This is a genomic window from Streptomyces sp. NPDC048566 (assembly GCF_043199735.1).
Taxonomy (GTDB): domain Bacteria; phylum Actinomycetota; class Actinomycetes; order Streptomycetales; family Streptomycetaceae; genus Streptomyces.
In genome coordinates this window covers 88,291-102,689 of the sequence record NZ_JBICWL010000012.1, presented here as the reverse complement: position 1 = coordinate 102,689, position 14,399 = coordinate 88,291, and the positions used below count along the sequence as shown (strand labels likewise).

General features: G+C 72.4%; 12 protein-coding genes. 4 read left to right on the top strand and 8 right to left on the bottom strand.

What is annotated here, in order from left to right; genetic code table 11:
• Positions 1–30 precede the first annotated feature (30 nt).
• The gene (locus tag ACGFS9_RS19820) at positions 31–735 is read left to right on the top strand and encodes a nitroreductase family protein (RefSeq protein WP_393254819.1); all 705 of its coding nucleotides are present in this window, start codon (positions 31–33) and stop codon (positions 733–735) included.
• A 131-nt stretch (positions 736–866) separates the two neighbouring features.
• On the opposite strand, the gene ACGFS9_RS19815 is transcribed toward ACGFS9_RS19820, so the two are convergent.
• Complete coding sequence (locus ACGFS9_RS19815; protein WP_393254817.1) at positions 867–1,562, bottom strand: TetR/AcrR family transcriptional regulator; 696 nt, start codon at positions 1,560–1,562, stop codon at positions 867–869.
• Positions 1,563–1,942: 380 nt separating this feature from the next.
• Between ACGFS9_RS19815 and ACGFS9_RS19810 the strand changes: the two genes are divergently transcribed.
• Together ACGFS9_RS19810 and ACGFS9_RS19805 are read left to right on the top strand one after the other, a co-directional pair.
• Positions 1,943–3,097: an FAD-dependent oxidoreductase gene (locus ACGFS9_RS19810; protein ID WP_393254815.1), complete on the top strand. Its 1,155-nt coding sequence runs from the start codon at positions 1,943–1,945 to the stop codon at positions 3,095–3,097.
• A gap of 264 nt (positions 3,098–3,361) precedes the next feature.
• A complete protein-coding gene (locus ACGFS9_RS19805) occupies positions 3,362–4,357 on the top strand; it encodes an RNA polymerase subunit sigma-70 (RefSeq protein WP_393254813.1) in 996 nt (331 codons plus the stop codon).
• 44 nt (positions 4,358–4,401) lie between these two features.
• Here ACGFS9_RS19805 and ACGFS9_RS19800 read toward each other — a convergent pair whose 3' ends face one another.
• From ACGFS9_RS19800 to ACGFS9_RS19770, 7 genes are all read right to left on the bottom strand, one after another.
• The gene (locus tag ACGFS9_RS19800) at positions 4,402–5,304 is read right to left on the bottom strand and encodes an SAM-dependent methyltransferase (protein WP_393254812.1); all 903 of its coding nucleotides are present in this window, start codon (positions 5,302–5,304) and stop codon (positions 4,402–4,404) included.
• Positions 5,305–5,608: 304 nt separating this feature from the next.
• Positions 5,609–7,825, bottom strand: coding sequence for a bifunctional serine/threonine-protein kinase/ABC transporter substrate-binding protein (locus ACGFS9_RS19795; RefSeq protein WP_393254811.1), 2,217 nt, complete (start codon positions 7,823–7,825; stop codon positions 5,609–5,611).
• On the bottom strand, positions 7,825–10,062 hold the full coding sequence (locus ACGFS9_RS19790) for a bifunctional serine/threonine-protein kinase/ABC transporter substrate-binding protein (RefSeq protein WP_393254809.1): 2,238 nt from the start codon (positions 10,060–10,062) through the stop codon (positions 7,825–7,827). The genes ACGFS9_RS19795 and ACGFS9_RS19790 overlap by 1 nt, the downstream gene beginning before the upstream one ends.
• Entirely contained in the window at positions 10,062–10,754 is a 693-nt protein-coding gene (locus ACGFS9_RS19785; protein ID WP_393254808.1) for a hypothetical protein, read from the bottom strand. Before ACGFS9_RS19785 ends, ACGFS9_RS19790 begins: the two co-directional genes overlap by 1 nt.
• Before the next feature lie 665 nt (positions 10,755–11,419).
• Positions 11,420–11,779, bottom strand: a complete 360-nt coding sequence (locus ACGFS9_RS19780) for a hypothetical protein (protein WP_393254806.1) — start codon at positions 11,777–11,779, stop codon at positions 11,420–11,422.
• Positions 11,780–11,925: 146 nt separating this feature from the next.
• Positions 11,926–12,471, bottom strand: coding sequence for a TetR/AcrR family transcriptional regulator (locus ACGFS9_RS19775; protein ID WP_393254805.1), 546 nt, complete (start codon positions 12,469–12,471; stop codon positions 11,926–11,928).
• A gap of 1 nt (position 12,472) precedes the next feature.
• On the bottom strand, positions 12,473–13,171 hold the full coding sequence (locus ACGFS9_RS19770) for a type 1 glutamine amidotransferase domain-containing protein (protein ID WP_393254804.1): 699 nt from the start codon (positions 13,169–13,171) through the stop codon (positions 12,473–12,475).
• A 232-nt stretch (positions 13,172–13,403) separates the two neighbouring features.
• On the opposite strand from ACGFS9_RS19770, the gene ACGFS9_RS19765 reads away from it, so the two are divergent.
• A complete protein-coding gene (locus tag ACGFS9_RS19765) occupies positions 13,404–14,312 on the top strand; it encodes a LysR family transcriptional regulator (RefSeq protein ID WP_393254802.1) in 909 nt (302 codons plus the stop codon).
• Positions 14,313–14,399: the final 87 nt, after the last annotated feature.

The window sequence follows — 14,399 nt, the reverse complement described above, 5'->3', positions numbered from 1 at the left end:
CCCGGCGCCGCGGACAGCAGACTCTCCCCCATGACAGCCACGACCGAAGAGAGCTGGGAGCCCGACCACGGCGCCCCCTACCGGCCCGTCCCCTACCGCCCGCAGCGCATGGAGCCCTCGGAGTCCCTCGCTCGCTCGGCCGAGCTGCGCGAGAGGATGGCCGGGCGGCGCACCGTTCGCCGGTTCTCCCCCGACCCGGTGCCGGAACAGGTGATACGGGACGCCATCGCCTGCGCGGCCACGGCACCGTCCGGCGCCCATCAGCAGCCCTGGACCTTCGTCCTGGTCCGGGACCCGGAGATCCGTGGGCATATCCGGGCGGAGGCGGAACGCGAGGAGCGGATCTCCTACGACGGCAGGCTGGGCGAGGAGTGGCTGGCCGCTCTGCGCCCCCTGGGCACCGACGAGGTGAAGACGCATCTCACGGACGCCCCGGCACTGATCGTGGTCTTCCAGCAGCGGTACTGGCTGGGCGAGGCCGGCGAGAAGCGCAAGCACTACTACGTGGACGAGTCCGTGGGGATCTCCGTCGGGATGCTGCTGTCCGCACTGCACCTGTCGGGCCTGGCAGCGCTGGTGCACACACCCAGCCCCATGCGCTTCCTCTCCCGGGTGCTGGACCGCCCCGAGAACGAGAAGGCCTTCGCGGTGATCCCCGTCGGCTACCCGGCGGACGACTGTCAGGTGCCCGATCTGCGGCGCAAGACGCTCGACCAGGTGATGGTGGAGGTCTGACCTTCGCGTGAGCTGCGCCTGCCCCACCACGACGACACCCGATGCCGGAGGAGTCAGGCGCACGCGGCTCCTGACGAACCGTCACGGCGCGTCGGCCGCAGCCGTCCGGGGAGCGCGAGGGGGCCCGGGGCTCATTCCTCCGCGACGGGTGCCGGGGTGTGCAGGATGCCGTTGACGAGAGCGTCGAAGCCCCAGCGGAACCTCTCCTCCGGCGTACCGCCGATCAGTGCGGGCATGTGTGCGGCGATCGCCGGATGGGTCGTGGCGCTCGCGGTGTCCAGCGCGTGCACGGTGGCGTTCCAGTCGTCCGCGGCGGCGGGGTCCTGCTCGCGTGCCGACTGCTCGGCGGCCGTGGCGGTCGCGCTCTGGAGCAGTTGGTCCACACCCCAGGCGGCCTGCTCACGGGTGGCGCCGCCACGGGACAGGAGGTCGAGGGCTCGTTCCACCAGACGCAGGTAGTTCGCGCCGCCGGGGCGGGCGACGAGCGCGGAACGCGCGAGCTGAGGGTACGCGAAGAGCACCAGGGTGTAGGACCTCATCACCGCGAACAACTGCTCCCGCCAGTCCGTCGCGCCCTCGTCCCCCGACAGGTCGACCTCGCCGAGCAGGCCGTCCAGGACCGCCGCGTGCAGCGCGGCCGTGTTGGCCACGTAGACGTAGAGCGAGGCCGGACCGGTGTCCAGCTCCTGGGCGAGGCGGCGCATCGTGAGCTTCTCCAGCCCCTCGCTCCGCGCGATCCCCAGGGCCGCCTCCACGATCCACTGCCGGGAGAGGGCGGGCTTCGCCGGGCGGTCCCGGCGGCTCGTCGGTACTTTTCTGGCGGCCATGCCCCGATCGTAACGAACGCGTTCGCACCAGCCTTCTCCCGCGGAGCCCGAACCGGACGCAGCCCGGTTCTCGCTTCCATCTGCGCCCCTGGCCCCGCCGTCGGCGCGCAACGAAGCGAACGCTCCTCCACCGCACGTTCGTCACGGGCAAGCGCTGCCTTCCCTCCCCCGCCCTCCCGGGCAGCCCGCCATCCCGCAGCCGGGTCGTCGGATCACCGGGGAGGCCGCGGCGAGCATCACGAACTTGTTCGCGACGAACGTGTTCGTTACAGTCGAGGAGTCGACGCGCCGCTTAACGCCCCGCAGCACGGCAGGCTCGCGCGTCCTTACCAGACGCCCAGCGCGGCGCACCGCCGTCCCCTCTCTTCCTGGAGGCAGCCATGAGCACCCACCACGTCCCCGTCGCGATCATCGGTGCCGGCCTCGGCGGCCTGACCGCCGCCCGCGTCCTGCACGTCCACGGCATCGCCTCCGCGGTCTTCGAGGCGGAGGCATCCCCCGAGGCCCGCACCCAGGGCGGCATGCTCGACATCCACGAGGCGACCGGTCAGCAGGCTCTGCACGACGCCGGGCTGCACGACGCGTTCCTTCGCATCGTCCACGAGGGCGGACAGGCGATGCGCCTGCTGGGCCCTGACGGCACCGTGCGGGTGGAGGAGGCGGACGACGGCACGGGCGGGCGTCCCGAGGTGGACCGCGGCGCGCTGCGCGACCTGCTCCTGGACTCCCTGCCCGCGGGCACGATCCGCTGGGGTCGGCGGGTCACCGGGGCGCGGGCGCTGACCGACGGGCGGCACGAGGTGGCGTTCGCCGACGGCTCGATGGTCACCACCGATCTCCTGATCGGCGCGGACGGCGCCTGGTCGCGCGTGCGCCCCCTCGTCTCGGACGCCCGGCCCGCATACACCGGCATCTCCCTGGCCGAGACCGACCTGGTCGAGACCGATGTCCGCCACCCCGACGGCGCGGCCACCGTGGGCGGCGGGTTCTTCATGGCCCTCGGCCGAGAGCGTGGCATCCTCGCCCACCGCGAGAGCGACGCGAGCCTGCACTGCTACAGCGTCCTCAAAGTCGACGCGGACTGGCTCGACACCATCGACTTCTCGGACCCCGCCGCCGCGAAGGCCGCTGTCCTCGCGCACTTCGAGGGCTGGGACGAAGGGCTGCGCAAGCTGATCGCCGACGCCGACACGATCACCCCCCGCCGCGTCCACGCGCTGCCCGTCGGACACCGGTGGGAGCGCGTCCCCGGCGTGACCCTGCTGGGCGACGCCGCACACCTCATGTCGCCGTTCGCGGGCGAGGGCGCCAACCTCGCCATGCTCGACGGCGCCCGGCTCGCCCTGTCCCTCGCCACCCACCCCGACGACACCGAGGCAGCTCTGAGCGCCTACGAAGAGGACCTCTTCCCGCGCAGCGAGGAGACCGCGCGCGACTCCGCGGACAGCCTGAACACGATGTTCGGCGTGCGCGGCCTGGAGGAGATGGTCGCGTTCTTCACCAGCGGCCCGGCCGGGGAGCAGGCCCCGGCCTGAGAACCGCTGCCGGCACGGGCAGGACGACGTATCCCTCCCCCGCCCCGGTGCGGGACCAGGGCGGGCCCGCTCGCCGTCCAGCGCCGCGATCGCTCCGCCCGGGACCTCCCCCGCGCCACAGCCCTCCCCATCTGCGCGAGGCACCCCCCCCGGAAACGGGAGGGAGGGAGGGAGGGCCGTGGCGCGTGTGCGGAGTGATGAGTTTCGGGGCCCGCGCCCGTCACACCTACGACGGAACACCGCACGGCGAAGGGACGGGACGTGATGAGCGGGCACACGCGGCTGGAGGAACCGGGCGTGAGCGGGCCGGGCGAGGTCGGCCCGGCGGACTTCTCGGCGCTGACCGAGCGGCACCGGCGGGAGCTGCACGTGCACTGCTACCGAATGCTCGGCTCGTTCGAGGACGCCGAGGACACGGTGCAGGAGACCTTCCTGCGGGCCTGGCGACGGCGCGAGACCTACGAAGGGCGCTCGACGTTCCGGGCGTGGCTCTACCGGATCGCGACCAACGCCTGCCTGGACCTGCTCGCCCGGCGTCGCCCGCAGGCCGCGACCGGCGGCGAGGTGCCGTGGTTGCAGCCCTACCCGGACCGGCTGCTGGACGAACTTCCGGCAGCGGACACGGACGATCCGGAGAGGGCCGCCGTCGCGCGGGAGACGATCGAACTGGCCTACCTCGTCGCCGTCCAGCACCTCGCCCCGCGCCCCCGCGCCGTGCTCATCCTGCGGGACGTGCTCGGCTGGCCGGCGAAGGACACCGCACAACTCCTCGGCGACACCGTCCACTCCGTCAACAGCGCGCTGCAACGGGCCCGCGCCGGCATGCGGGAGCACCTGCCCGCCAAGCGGCAGGACTGGAGCGGCGACGCCGGAGACTCCGGCACGCGCGAACTGATCCGCCGCTTCACCGACGCCAGCGTCGCCACGGACGTCGACCGGCTCGCCGGCATGCTGCGTGACGACGTCCGCTGTTCGATGCCGCCCACGCCGGGCCTGTCCCGGGGCCGCGACGCGGTGGTGGCCGGCTGGATCGAGGACGGCTTCGAGGGCATGCGGGGCCTGCGCGGCCTCCCCACCGCGGTCAACCGGCAACCCGCCGTCGCCTTCTACCAGTGGCACGAACGCGAGGGCTGCCGCCTGCCGTTGACACTCGACGTGGTGCGCGTGTCCGGCGGGCTGGTCGCGGAGATCTTCATCTTCGGCGCGGACCGGTTCGCGCGGCTCGGACTGCCCGACCGGCTGCCGGCCCCGGCCGCGTAGTAGTACCGGGGACCGCCCCCGGCCGGGGGCGGTGTGCCCTCGGCCTACTCCGGCTTGCGCGCGACGGCGGCGTAGACGCTGACGTCCCCGTCGTGCGCCTCGTTGATGTCGTGGTACCGGATCCGGTCGATGAGATCGAGCGATTGCAGGTACTCGGGCGAGGGCGCATCCACCACGGGGGCGCTGCCGTCGGGGCGCCAGCGGTGGACCGGGACGACGCCGGGCTCCTCCGGGCTCATCCCGTTCTCGGCGAAGAACGCCTCGACCCCCGCCTTGGACCGGGGTGTGAAGGCAAGTCCCCGGTCCTGGAACGACTTCACGATCCCGGCCGTGTGCGGGGTGAGATCCGTGGCGAGATGGCTCAGCACCAGCCACGAGCCCGCGGGCAGCGCCTCCAGGAGCCGCCCGACCAGCGCGTAGGCCTCGTCGTCGGGGACGAAGTGCAGGACCGCCAGCAGACACAGGGCCACGGGCCGGTCGAAGTCCAGAGTCTCGGCGGCCCGTTCGACGATGCGGTCCACCTCGCGCAGGTCCGCGTCGATGTAGTCGGTGCGGCCCTCGGGGCCGCTGGTGAGCAGGGCGCGGGCGTGGGTCAGCACGATCGGGTCGTTGTCGACGTAGACCACGCGGGATTCCGGGGCGATCGCCTGGGCGATCTGGTGGACGTTGTTCTGCGTCGGGAGCCCGGCACCGATGTCCAGGAACTGGCGCACCCCCTCCTTCTCGACCAGGGTGCCCACCGCGCGCCGCAGGAAGTCGCGGTTGTGCCGGGCGGTGAGGAAGGCGCGGGGCTGGTGTTCCAGCGCCGCCGCCGCGGCGGCCCGGTCCACCAGGTAGTGGTCCTTTCCGCCGAGGAAGACGTCGTAGACCCGGGCGGGGTGCGCCTTGGTGGTGTCTATCCTCCGGCGGAGTTCGGCGGGGTCGTCGCTGAGGACATCGCCGGGCATGGGTGTCTCCTTGGGAGTCGGAGCGTTCACGGGGACCGTCGGACGCTGTGGTCGATCACGCATTCGACGAGAGCCACCTTACGTCCAACCCATGGCGCGAAAGGGAGAGTTGTCCATCGCAGGCGTCGCGGTTCCTGCGGGTGAACCCTCCGCCGGGCACTCCCGCTTTCGCAGCACTCCAACATTCGGACGACACACCCCCCTCGGACGCCAAGGGAGGGACGTAGCTGCCTCCCGGCGCGGCGGGCCGAAGGGGCCCGTCGCGCCGCGAGACCGACCCCGCCTCGCCATCGCCCCACACAGGTCACGACACCGCGGACCCCTGATACTGGCCCAGGTACCGGAACCTGCCGTCGTCGACCCGGAAGTGGAACATCGCGTCGCGGCTGTAGCCGTATCCCATCTCGTACCTGATCGTGCGTGTGATGCCGGAGTACGTGATCTCCGGCATCCGGCGGGCGATCGCGCCCCGCTCCGTGAGCGGGACGCCGTTCTTGTGACATGCCTCGGCGAGAAACATCACCCCGTCCCATGCCTCCGCCGCATACCAGCCCGGGTCGGCGCCGAAGCGGGCGCGGTAGGCGGCGGAGAACGCGCGGGCCGAGGCGCGGGCCGTCGGGTCGGTGAACGACGTCGCGAGGACCCAGCCGTTCGCGGCGTCGCCCGCCGACACGAGGAAGCGCGGGTCGAGCGCCCGCTCCGTCGCCATGCGGGTTCCGCCGAACCGGACGGCCGTCAGTGCCGAAGCCAGTCCGGCGGCCCGGTCGGGGCCCCCGGCGAAGACGACCGCATCGGCCTGTGAGGCCGTCGCCCGTGCGGCGAGCGCGCCGGGGTCGAACGTCGCCGCGGGCACTCGGACCGTGTCGGTGTCCCGTCCGTTCCAGCGCAGCGCCTGCTCGGTCTGGGCGCAGACCGTCTCGGCGAAGCCGCCCTGCGCGCGGTCGTCCACGAGCAGGACGCGCCGTGAGTCGACGTGTCTGACGAGGTAGCGGACGAGAGGCGCAGCGAGTTGGGCGTGGGTGACGCTCAGCGCCGCGTGGCAGTGGAAGACGCTGGTGCCGGACGTCGATCCCAACGTGTCGGCGCCCACCGACACGGACACGGCGGGCAGCACCGCCTCGGTGTACGCCGTGTCGGCGGCGTGGAAGCAGACGTCGCTGGTGGGGCCCAGCACGGCGAGCACACGGGCGTCCTTGGCCAGTCGAGTGGCCAGATCGGCCGCCCGGTCCTCCTCGCCGCCGTCGTCGTAGGCGCGCAGGGCGAGACGGACGGGGTGGTCGCCGCGACCGTTGACTCGTGCGACTGCCAGCCGGGCGGCGTTGAGCTGAGCCCTTCCGCTCATCCGGCCGGTGCCGGTGAGATCGCCGTGGAAGGCCACGACCACTTCCGGACGGGCCCGGCGGGTTCCGGGCGTCGGAGGCTGCGGCGCCGTGGCCCCTGTCTGCCACCACCAGGCCCCACCGCCCGCGGCGAGAAGCCCCGCCGTCGCCCCGAGCCACAGCACGCCGCGCCGACCCCATGGGCGCGAGCCAGGAGAGGCCACGGCCGTCATCGTCGGGGCGTCCGGCGAGACGATTGCCCCGCTCGCCTTGGGCGGCGGGGGGACGCGGGTCGGTTCGATGGTTCCGATGGCGAGGACGGCGGCGGACCTGGTGTTGATGAGCCGCGTAACCCGGGCGGGCAGCCAGTCGGACGCCGGGATCTCAGGGAACGTGTCCCGCGGACCGAGGGCGGCGCGCACCTGCGCGAGCGACGGCCGGTCATGGGGATCCTTGCTCAGGCAGGCGCGCAGCAGTGGAGCCAACTCCTGCGGGAGCGCCGCCGGATCCGGGTCCTCGTAGAGGGTACGCCAGAGCATCCCGGCCGGCGCACCGTCACCGAAGGGCCGAATCCCGGTCGCCGCGAAGGCGAGCAGACATCCGAGGGAGAAGACGTCACTGGGCGCGCCGGTCTCGCCGTTGCGGGCCCGCGCCTGCTCGGGAGAGAGGAAGCCGGGCGAACCGACGACGACACCCGTGGCGGTGAGGGCGGTGGCTTCTGGAGCGCGGGCGATGCCGAAGTCGATGAGGCGGGGCCCGTCGGGTGCCAGCAGGACGTTTCCGGGCTTCACGTCGCGGTGCACGAGTCCTGCGTCGTGCACCGCTTGAAGTGCCTCGCCGAGTCGGACAGCCAGAACGCGTACGGACGCGAGCGGCAGCGGCCCCAGGGCGTACACCGCCTCGGCGAGCGAGGGTCCCGGCACGTACCCGGTGGCCAGCCACGGTGTGTCCGCCTCGGCGTCCGCGTCCAGCAGCGGCACCACCCACGGGCTGCGGACGTGCCGGGCGGCCTCCACCTCGCGGTGAAACCGGGTCCGAAATCCCCTCTCGTCGGCGTACGAGGAGCGGACCGTCTTGACCGCGGCGACCGCACCGCCCGGCGCGCGGGCGAGGAAGACCACACCCATGCCGCCGGCGCCCAGTCGGCGCAGTAGGCGGTAGCGGCCCATCCGCGACGGGTCGCCGACTCGCAGCGGCTCCATCAGACGGTGGCCGGCGCCGGGCCGCCGTACACGAAAGCGCCTTGGTCGACCCGCCACAGGAAGCCGCCCGTGCCGTCGATGACCATCATGCCGGTCGCGGTGAAGGCGAAGGTCTTGGTGATGCCCCGGTACGTTCCGCGACGGACGGCGGTCAGGAGCTTGTGCCGCGTGCGGTCCTTCGCCGGCAGCCTCGCCAGTGCCGTGAGCAGCATCGAGGTCACGTCATACGCCTCGGCCGCGTAGCGGGGTGGCATCCGTCCGAAGCGTCGGCGGTACGCGGTGGCGAAGGCGCGCGCCTCGGGTTTCCGGGTCGGGTCGACGACAGGGGCCATCATCACCCATCCCTGCGCACTGTCCCGAGCATCCGTCAGGAAGCGGTCGTGCAGCAGGGCGGGACCGGACACACGCGGGCCCCGGAAGCCGCGGGCGTGCAGGGCCTCGGCGATCAGTGCACCACGGTCGGGCAGACCGGCGAAGAAGACGGAGTCGGCGCCGGCGGCGAGCACCGTGTCCACCGCATCGGTGAAGTCGTGGCTCATCGCGCTCACCACGTTCGGCACCGAGGGGTACGGGATGGAGCCGAGGGCGTTGCTGAGGGACCCTCCCAGGTCCGTCCCGTAGTCGCCGGCCGACCGGTCGACGACGATACCGATGCGCCTTGACCGGCCCTTGTGACGGAGATAGTTGCTCACGTATGCGGGCAGTACGGCATCGGGCAGCCGTGCGTGCAGGAACGAGCGGAATCCCTGAATGGACAGGGCGGTCGTGCCCGGTGACACGGCGACGACCGGCAGCAGCCCCGCGTCGTAGGCGGCGAGTGCCGCCTGCCCCGTTTCGTCGGTGGTGGGGCCGACCACGGCCAGGACCTCGGGGTCGTCGGTGAGTTCCGCGGCAAGCCGGGACGCCGCCGCCGGGTCACCCCCGTCGTCCACCACTCTGGTCTTCACTCGGAACGGCGCGTCATCGCGTGCGTTGAAGTCGGCGACGGCGAGCCGGAGTCCGTTCCCCTGGGCCTGGCCGCTCTCGCGGTGCGGTCCGGTGAGGTCGCCGTGCAGCGCCACGGTGTGAACCGGCCGGCGCGCGGACACTCCGGTGGGGCCGTGCCGGGAATCGTCTCGGCCGACCGTCCACCAGGCCCCGCCGGCGCTCGCCGCCAGGGCCGCCGTGCCACCCGCGAGCAGCAGGAACCGTCGGCGACCGGCCGTGCGGGAAGAGGACGCAAGCGGTGGAGACGGCGGTCCCGTGTCGGGCCCCGCCGTGCCGCGAGAGGGTGGGGAGTCGGTGGGAGGCAGTGTCTGTTCGACGTCCGGCAGTGCCAGGACGGCGGCCGAGCGCTCGGCGATGAGCACGCCGACCGGTTCGGGCAGCCAGTCGGGGACTTGGTCATCGTGCCGCGTGGAACCCGGTGCCTCGTCGCCTCCCGCAACGGGATCGGAGGTCAGTCGTCGCGCGACCTCGACGGCCTGCGGGCGTCGGTCCGGATCCTTGTCCAGGCATCCGGCCAGCGTCTCACGCAGCACGGCGGGCACGCCGTCGAGGTCCGCGGGGGCGTGGACGGCCCGGTACAGCAGGGCGTCCACCGCGCCGCCGCCGAACGGTGCCCGTCCGGTCGCGGCGAACGCCAGGACGCAGCCGAGGGAGAAGACGTCGCTCGCCGACCCGATACCGTCCCCAGCGCGCCCGTCGGCCTGCTCGGGAGAGAGGTATCCGGGGGTGCCGACGACCATGCCGGTTACCGTGAGCGCCCTGTCCTGCGGCGCCCGGGCGATTCCGAAGTCGATGAGACGTGGCCCGTCATGGGCGATCAGCACATTTCCTGGCTTCAGGTCCCGGTGGACGAGCCCGGCCCGGTGCACCGCGCCCAGCGCCTCGGCAAGCCGGATGCCCAGGTGCCTCACTCCCCGCCCCTCCAGCGGGCCGTAAGCGGCCACGGCCTCGCCCAGTGATGGTCCGGGGACGAACGTCGTGGCCAGCCACGGCTCGGCGGCTCCCGGATCGGCGTCCACGAGCGGCACCACCCAGGGGCTGTCGACTCGCCGGGCCACCTCGACCTCCCGCTGGAAGCGCTCCCTGAAGTCCTGCTCCCCGGCGTATTCGGCGTGGAGGACCTTGAGCGCGACCAGCGTGCCGCCCGGAGTGCGGGCGAGGTACACCACCCCCATACCGCCGGAGCCGAGGCGGCCGAGCAGGCGATGACCCGCGACTCGGGCCGGATCCTGAATGCGCAACGGCTCCATCAGCGGTCTCCCCCGAGTTCGAACTCCACACTGTTGATCATCGACACCTGGGCGCGCGACGCGTACCGGTTCAGTTCGTCGTCCGAGTAGCCCTTGGCGCCCCTGACGGACACCGCCATGGTCACCGTGCCGAGCCGGGTGACGTACCAGTGGTAGGTCTGCCGTGTGCGCCCGGTGACATGCGAGCCCAACTCGACGACCTGGTCGTCGGCGTAGGTGTTGCGGCCGCTGCCGTAGGAGGTCCCCGCCGACATCAGGCCGGTGATGCGCTCTCCGGCCCGGACCTGCTGCTCCCGGCAGCGCAGCGGCTCCTCGAGCGTGGTGGCCAGCAGTTGATCGGCGTCACGGACCGTCGCGTGCACGGTCACTCCTGCGCTGACCTTGAGTGTGCCCTTGCCGCCGGTGGCGGGAATCTCGCTGTAACGCGTCATGGAGGCCAGCACGCCGGTCGGCAACGTCCGCCGCTGCCAGCGGCACTGGTCGTCGAGAACTGCGACGGTGCCCGGGGGGCTCGTGGCCGGGTTCTGGCGAGTGAAGTCGCCACCCCATTCGTGGGGTTCGAGCACGACATCGGACGCCAGCCGCGCGGCCTGGCTCCTCGTTCCGGGCACCTTGGCCGGGTCGGCCCGGAAGGGGCTCGCCGATGCCGTCAGACCGGCGGAGGAGGACGCGGAGGTCCCAACTCCGGGCATTGCGGAGGCCGAGGATGTCGATCCCGCCGCTCCCGCACTGCCGCCGCCCGACGCGCAGCCCGCAATCGCCGCGATCGCCGTGGCCGCTGCCACGGCACCCCGCCACATCCCCACCCCTGCCCTTCCGCGTCCGCCGTCGCCTTTTCCACCCATTGCAGCCCCCCTTGCACACGAGCCGTCGCCCGCACTGCCGGTGAGCGTACCGAGAGAAATACAAGGCATACGGAAAGTTACGGAAAGATGAGTACGAATCGCATGAATGTTCGCCATATCAACGCTCGTGCAAACGGTGACTCTCCCGCACGACGTGCCCGAGCGGCGCGTGCCGGAGGGGTGGGCACGCGGTGGTCGGGCCTCCGCTTCCGGAGGCTGCGCATCTTGGCGTTGGCCCGACGGTCCGGGACGCGGCCTTGGCCGGGATGCCACCGGACGTGACAGGTCGTATCGCGCCCGTGACGGTGCGGTCGTCGCCGAGCGCGGACCGGACGGAGCGCAGCCCGGTGCGACTGCCGGAAGGCCGCTGAAGTGCGACGAAGAGCACGTCAAGCCAGATGCCGCTGGTTGCGGGGTGGCCATCACAGAATCGCCGCCCCACGCCAACGGCATACCTGGTCCGCTCGGTTCATGGCCACACCTCGGAGGAGGGCCCGAGCAAGCCGCCCTGGTCAGCCGGCCGGCAAGACGCCCGCAGGCCGGTCCGCCGTCCGGGCGACCGACCGCAGCAGGCAGGGCGCCATCACGACGACGAACACCCCGAAGAGCGTGAGGGGCAGCAGCCGCAGCAGCCGTGAAGGGTCGTCACGAAGCCAGTGCCAGTTGGCCCACCAGTTGCCCACTACGTCCAGCACCATCACGACGCCCGCCGCCACGATGCCTTCTCGCCGTACGAGTCCCACCAGCACGACGACCAGCGGATCGAGGACCACCAGGCCGACGAAGAACACCTGCAGAGCCACCTGCGGGAACATCGCGTACGCGTGGACACCGCCCCGGGCGATGTCGAGAACGTGGGTACGCGTCCCCACCAGAAACCCGATCGAGTAGACGGCAAGGGCCCCCCTCGCCCACACAGGCTGTCCACCCCAGCGTTCACGCAATGCGACCCGCACCGGGCCAGCCTAGACGAGCCCCCGCAGGGCCCGGGGCGCCGGGACGAGCGTCCCCGACGACGTCACCGAGCCCGATCGGCCAGCCCGGCGTACAGCGCGTCGGACGCGCGGGCGAGCAGGGGACGGGGGTCGGGGCTGTTCTCCAGTCCGACCACCAGCGACACACAGATCTGCGCCGCGCCCTCCGGGTCCTCGACACCCGAACGGCGCAGCAGATCGGTGAGCACGGCATGCAGGTCGCTGGTGAACGCAGTGCAGATGTCGCCGAAGAGACGGGCCTTGGCGTCGAGCAACTCGGCGGTGTGCTGGGAGTCGCCCCGCAGCTGGAGGACCAGGTCGAGCTTGGCCTCCAGGACACCGCGTACCCGGTCCGCGACCGGGGCGTCCGCGGATGCCGCCTTCCTGGCCCGCGCCAGGGCCTGCTCGTGCAGGCGCACGGCCAGCAGCCGGAAGGCGGCGTCCTTGTTGCGCACGTACTGGTAGACCGCCGACCGCGACACGCCCATCTCCGCGGCGATGTCGTCCATCGTGGTGCGCCGCACCCCGTACCTGGTCAGACAGGTGTAGGCGGCGTCGAGCACCTCCTGGGTGCGGTCGGCGGCGGCCATGTCAGGCCAGCTTCTTCAGCAGCTCCTGCGCCAGCGGGGCGGAGGAGGCGGGGTTCTGACCGGTGACCAGGTTGCCGTCGACGACCACGTTCGGCGCCCACGGCTCGCCGACCTGGACCTCCAGGCCGGCCTCGCGCAGCCGCGTCTCCAGCAGCCACTTCGCCCGGTCGGCCAGCCCGGCCTGGGTCTCCTCGGCGTTCGTGAAGGCGGCGATCTTGCGGCCCTTGAAGGAGTTGCCGCCGTCCTCGCCGACGGCGGCGAGCAGCGCGGCCGGGGCGTGGCAGACGACGCCGAGCGGCTTGCCGGACTCCAGCGCCCGGGTCAGCAGCCGTCCGGAGGTGGCGTCGACGGCCAGGTCCTCCATCGGTCCGTGCCCGCCGGGGTAGAAGACGGCGTCCCAGTCCTCCAGGCGCACGTCCTCCAGGCGGATCGGGTTCTTGATCTCCTCGATCGAGGCGAGCGTGTCCGCGATCTTCTTCGCGCCGTCCTCTCCCCCGTTCACCTCGGCAGCGAGGCTGCCCCGGTCCACGGTGGGGACGACGCCGCCCGGGGTGGCGACGGTGATCTCGTGCCCCGCTCCCTTGAGCGCCTCGTAGGGAGCCACCGCCTCCTCGGCCCAGAAGCCGGTCGGGTGCTTGGTGCCGTCCGCCAGCGTCCAGTGGTCGGCGCCGGTCATCACGAAAAGGATCTTCTTCGACATGGTGCACTTCTCCGAGGGTCGGTTTCGACGCGCTGACGCTGTGGACTCAGATCGTCAGCGTGCTGATGTCCTCGACGCTAAACCGACTCGGCCCGTGCGACCAATGACGACACCGATGCCACGTATCGACGATTCGATGGGTACACGGGCACGGACCGGTCCGGTCCACGGCGTCCCGCCCTGTCCTGGAGCGCAATCAACGGGACGCAGCCGGGTCACCTACCCTCGGCCCATGAACGAACGGGAACCTCACCCGCCGGGCACCCTGGACCTGAACCAGTTGCGCACCTTCCTCGCCGTGCACCGCACGGGTTCCTTCACCGCCGCCGCCCAGCAGCTCGGCCTCTCGCAGTCGACGGTGACCACGCAGATCCGCGCTCTGGAGCAGCGCCTGCACCACGAGTTGTTCCAGCGCCGGGCACGGGGCGTGGCCCCGCTGCCCTACGCGGACGAACTCGCCGTGCGGCTGGCGGCGCCCCTGGACCAGTTGGCCCGCGTCACCGACGAACGGCGCGCCGCCGCGACGGCTCCGGTCCACATCGCCGGCCCCGCCGAGTTCCTGTGCTCCGTCGTGATCCCCTCTCTCGCGTCGCTGACGGCCGACGGCGTCCGGCTGCGGATGGCCACCGGGCTGACCGAGCCGCTGCTGGAGGAACTCCGCGCCGGACGCCACGACCTCGTCATCGCCACCCAACGCCCCCGCGGGCGCACTCTGCGCGCCGAACCGCTCTTCGACGAGGAGTTCGCCCTGGTCGCTGCCCCCGTGTGGGCCGAGCGGCTGACCGGGCGCGACCTGCCGAACGCCCTCCAGGACGTTCCGCTGGTCACCTACGCCGAGGATCTCCCCATCGCCCGCCGCTACTGGCGTCACGTCTTCGGCCGCCGGCTCCAATCCCGCGCCGCTCTCACCGTCCCCGACCTGCGCGGCATCCTCGCCGCCGTCGTCGCGGGCATGGGGTGGAGCGTCCTGCCCCGCTACCTGTGCCACGCCGAGCTGGCGGCCGGTTCGCTGCGTCTGCTGCACGAGCCCGAGGACCCGCCCATCAACACCGGCTATCTCGTCGGCCGCCCGGGGCCTCCCGCTCACCCGGACGTCGTCCGCGTCCACGACCACCTCATGGCCGCGGCACGGAACTGGTGAGGCATCTCGCTCTCGGGCTGCGCGCGGCCCGGCAGCGGGGGTCTGTCGCTCGCGGACCACGCCCCGAGCGTGACGTGTGCCCGACGA

Bases quoted from the DNA above. Each gene is read 5' to 3' on its own strand.
- ACGFS9_RS19785 (WP_393254808.1), bottom strand. From the start codon at position 10,754: ATGCCCGGAGTTGGGACCTCCGCGTCCTCCTCCGCCGGTCTGACGGCA.
- ACGFS9_RS19815 (WP_393254817.1), bottom strand. From the start codon at position 1,562: ATGGCCGCCAGAAAAGTACCGACGAGCCGCCGGGACCGCCCGGCGAAG.
- ACGFS9_RS19765 (WP_393254802.1), top strand. From the start codon at position 13,404: ATGAACGAACGGGAACCTCACCCGCCGGGCACCCTGGACCTGAACCAG.
- ACGFS9_RS19770 (WP_393254804.1), bottom strand. From the start codon at position 13,171: ATGTCGAAGAAGATCCTTTTCGTGATGACCGGCGCCGACCACTGGACG.
- ACGFS9_RS19790 (WP_393254809.1), bottom strand. From the start codon at position 10,062: ATGGAGCCGTTGCGCATTCAGGATCCGGCCCGAGTCGCGGGTCATCGC.
- ACGFS9_RS19795 (WP_393254811.1), bottom strand. From the start codon at position 7,825: ATGGAGCCGCTGCGAGTCGGCGACCCGTCGCGGATGGGCCGCTACCGC.
- ACGFS9_RS19805 (WP_393254813.1), top strand. From the start codon at position 3,362: ATGAGCGGGCACACGCGGCTGGAGGAACCGGGCGTGAGCGGGCCGGGC.
- ACGFS9_RS19775 (WP_393254805.1), bottom strand. From the start codon at position 12,471: ATGGCCGCCGCCGACCGCACCCAGGAGGTGCTCGACGCCGCCTACACC.
- ACGFS9_RS19820 (WP_393254819.1), top strand. From the start codon at position 31: ATGACAGCCACGACCGAAGAGAGCTGGGAGCCCGACCACGGCGCCCCC.
- ACGFS9_RS19810 (WP_393254815.1), top strand. From the start codon at position 1,943: ATGAGCACCCACCACGTCCCCGTCGCGATCATCGGTGCCGGCCTCGGC.
- ACGFS9_RS19800 (WP_393254812.1), bottom strand. From the start codon at position 5,304: ATGCCCGGCGATGTCCTCAGCGACGACCCCGCCGAACTCCGCCGGAGG.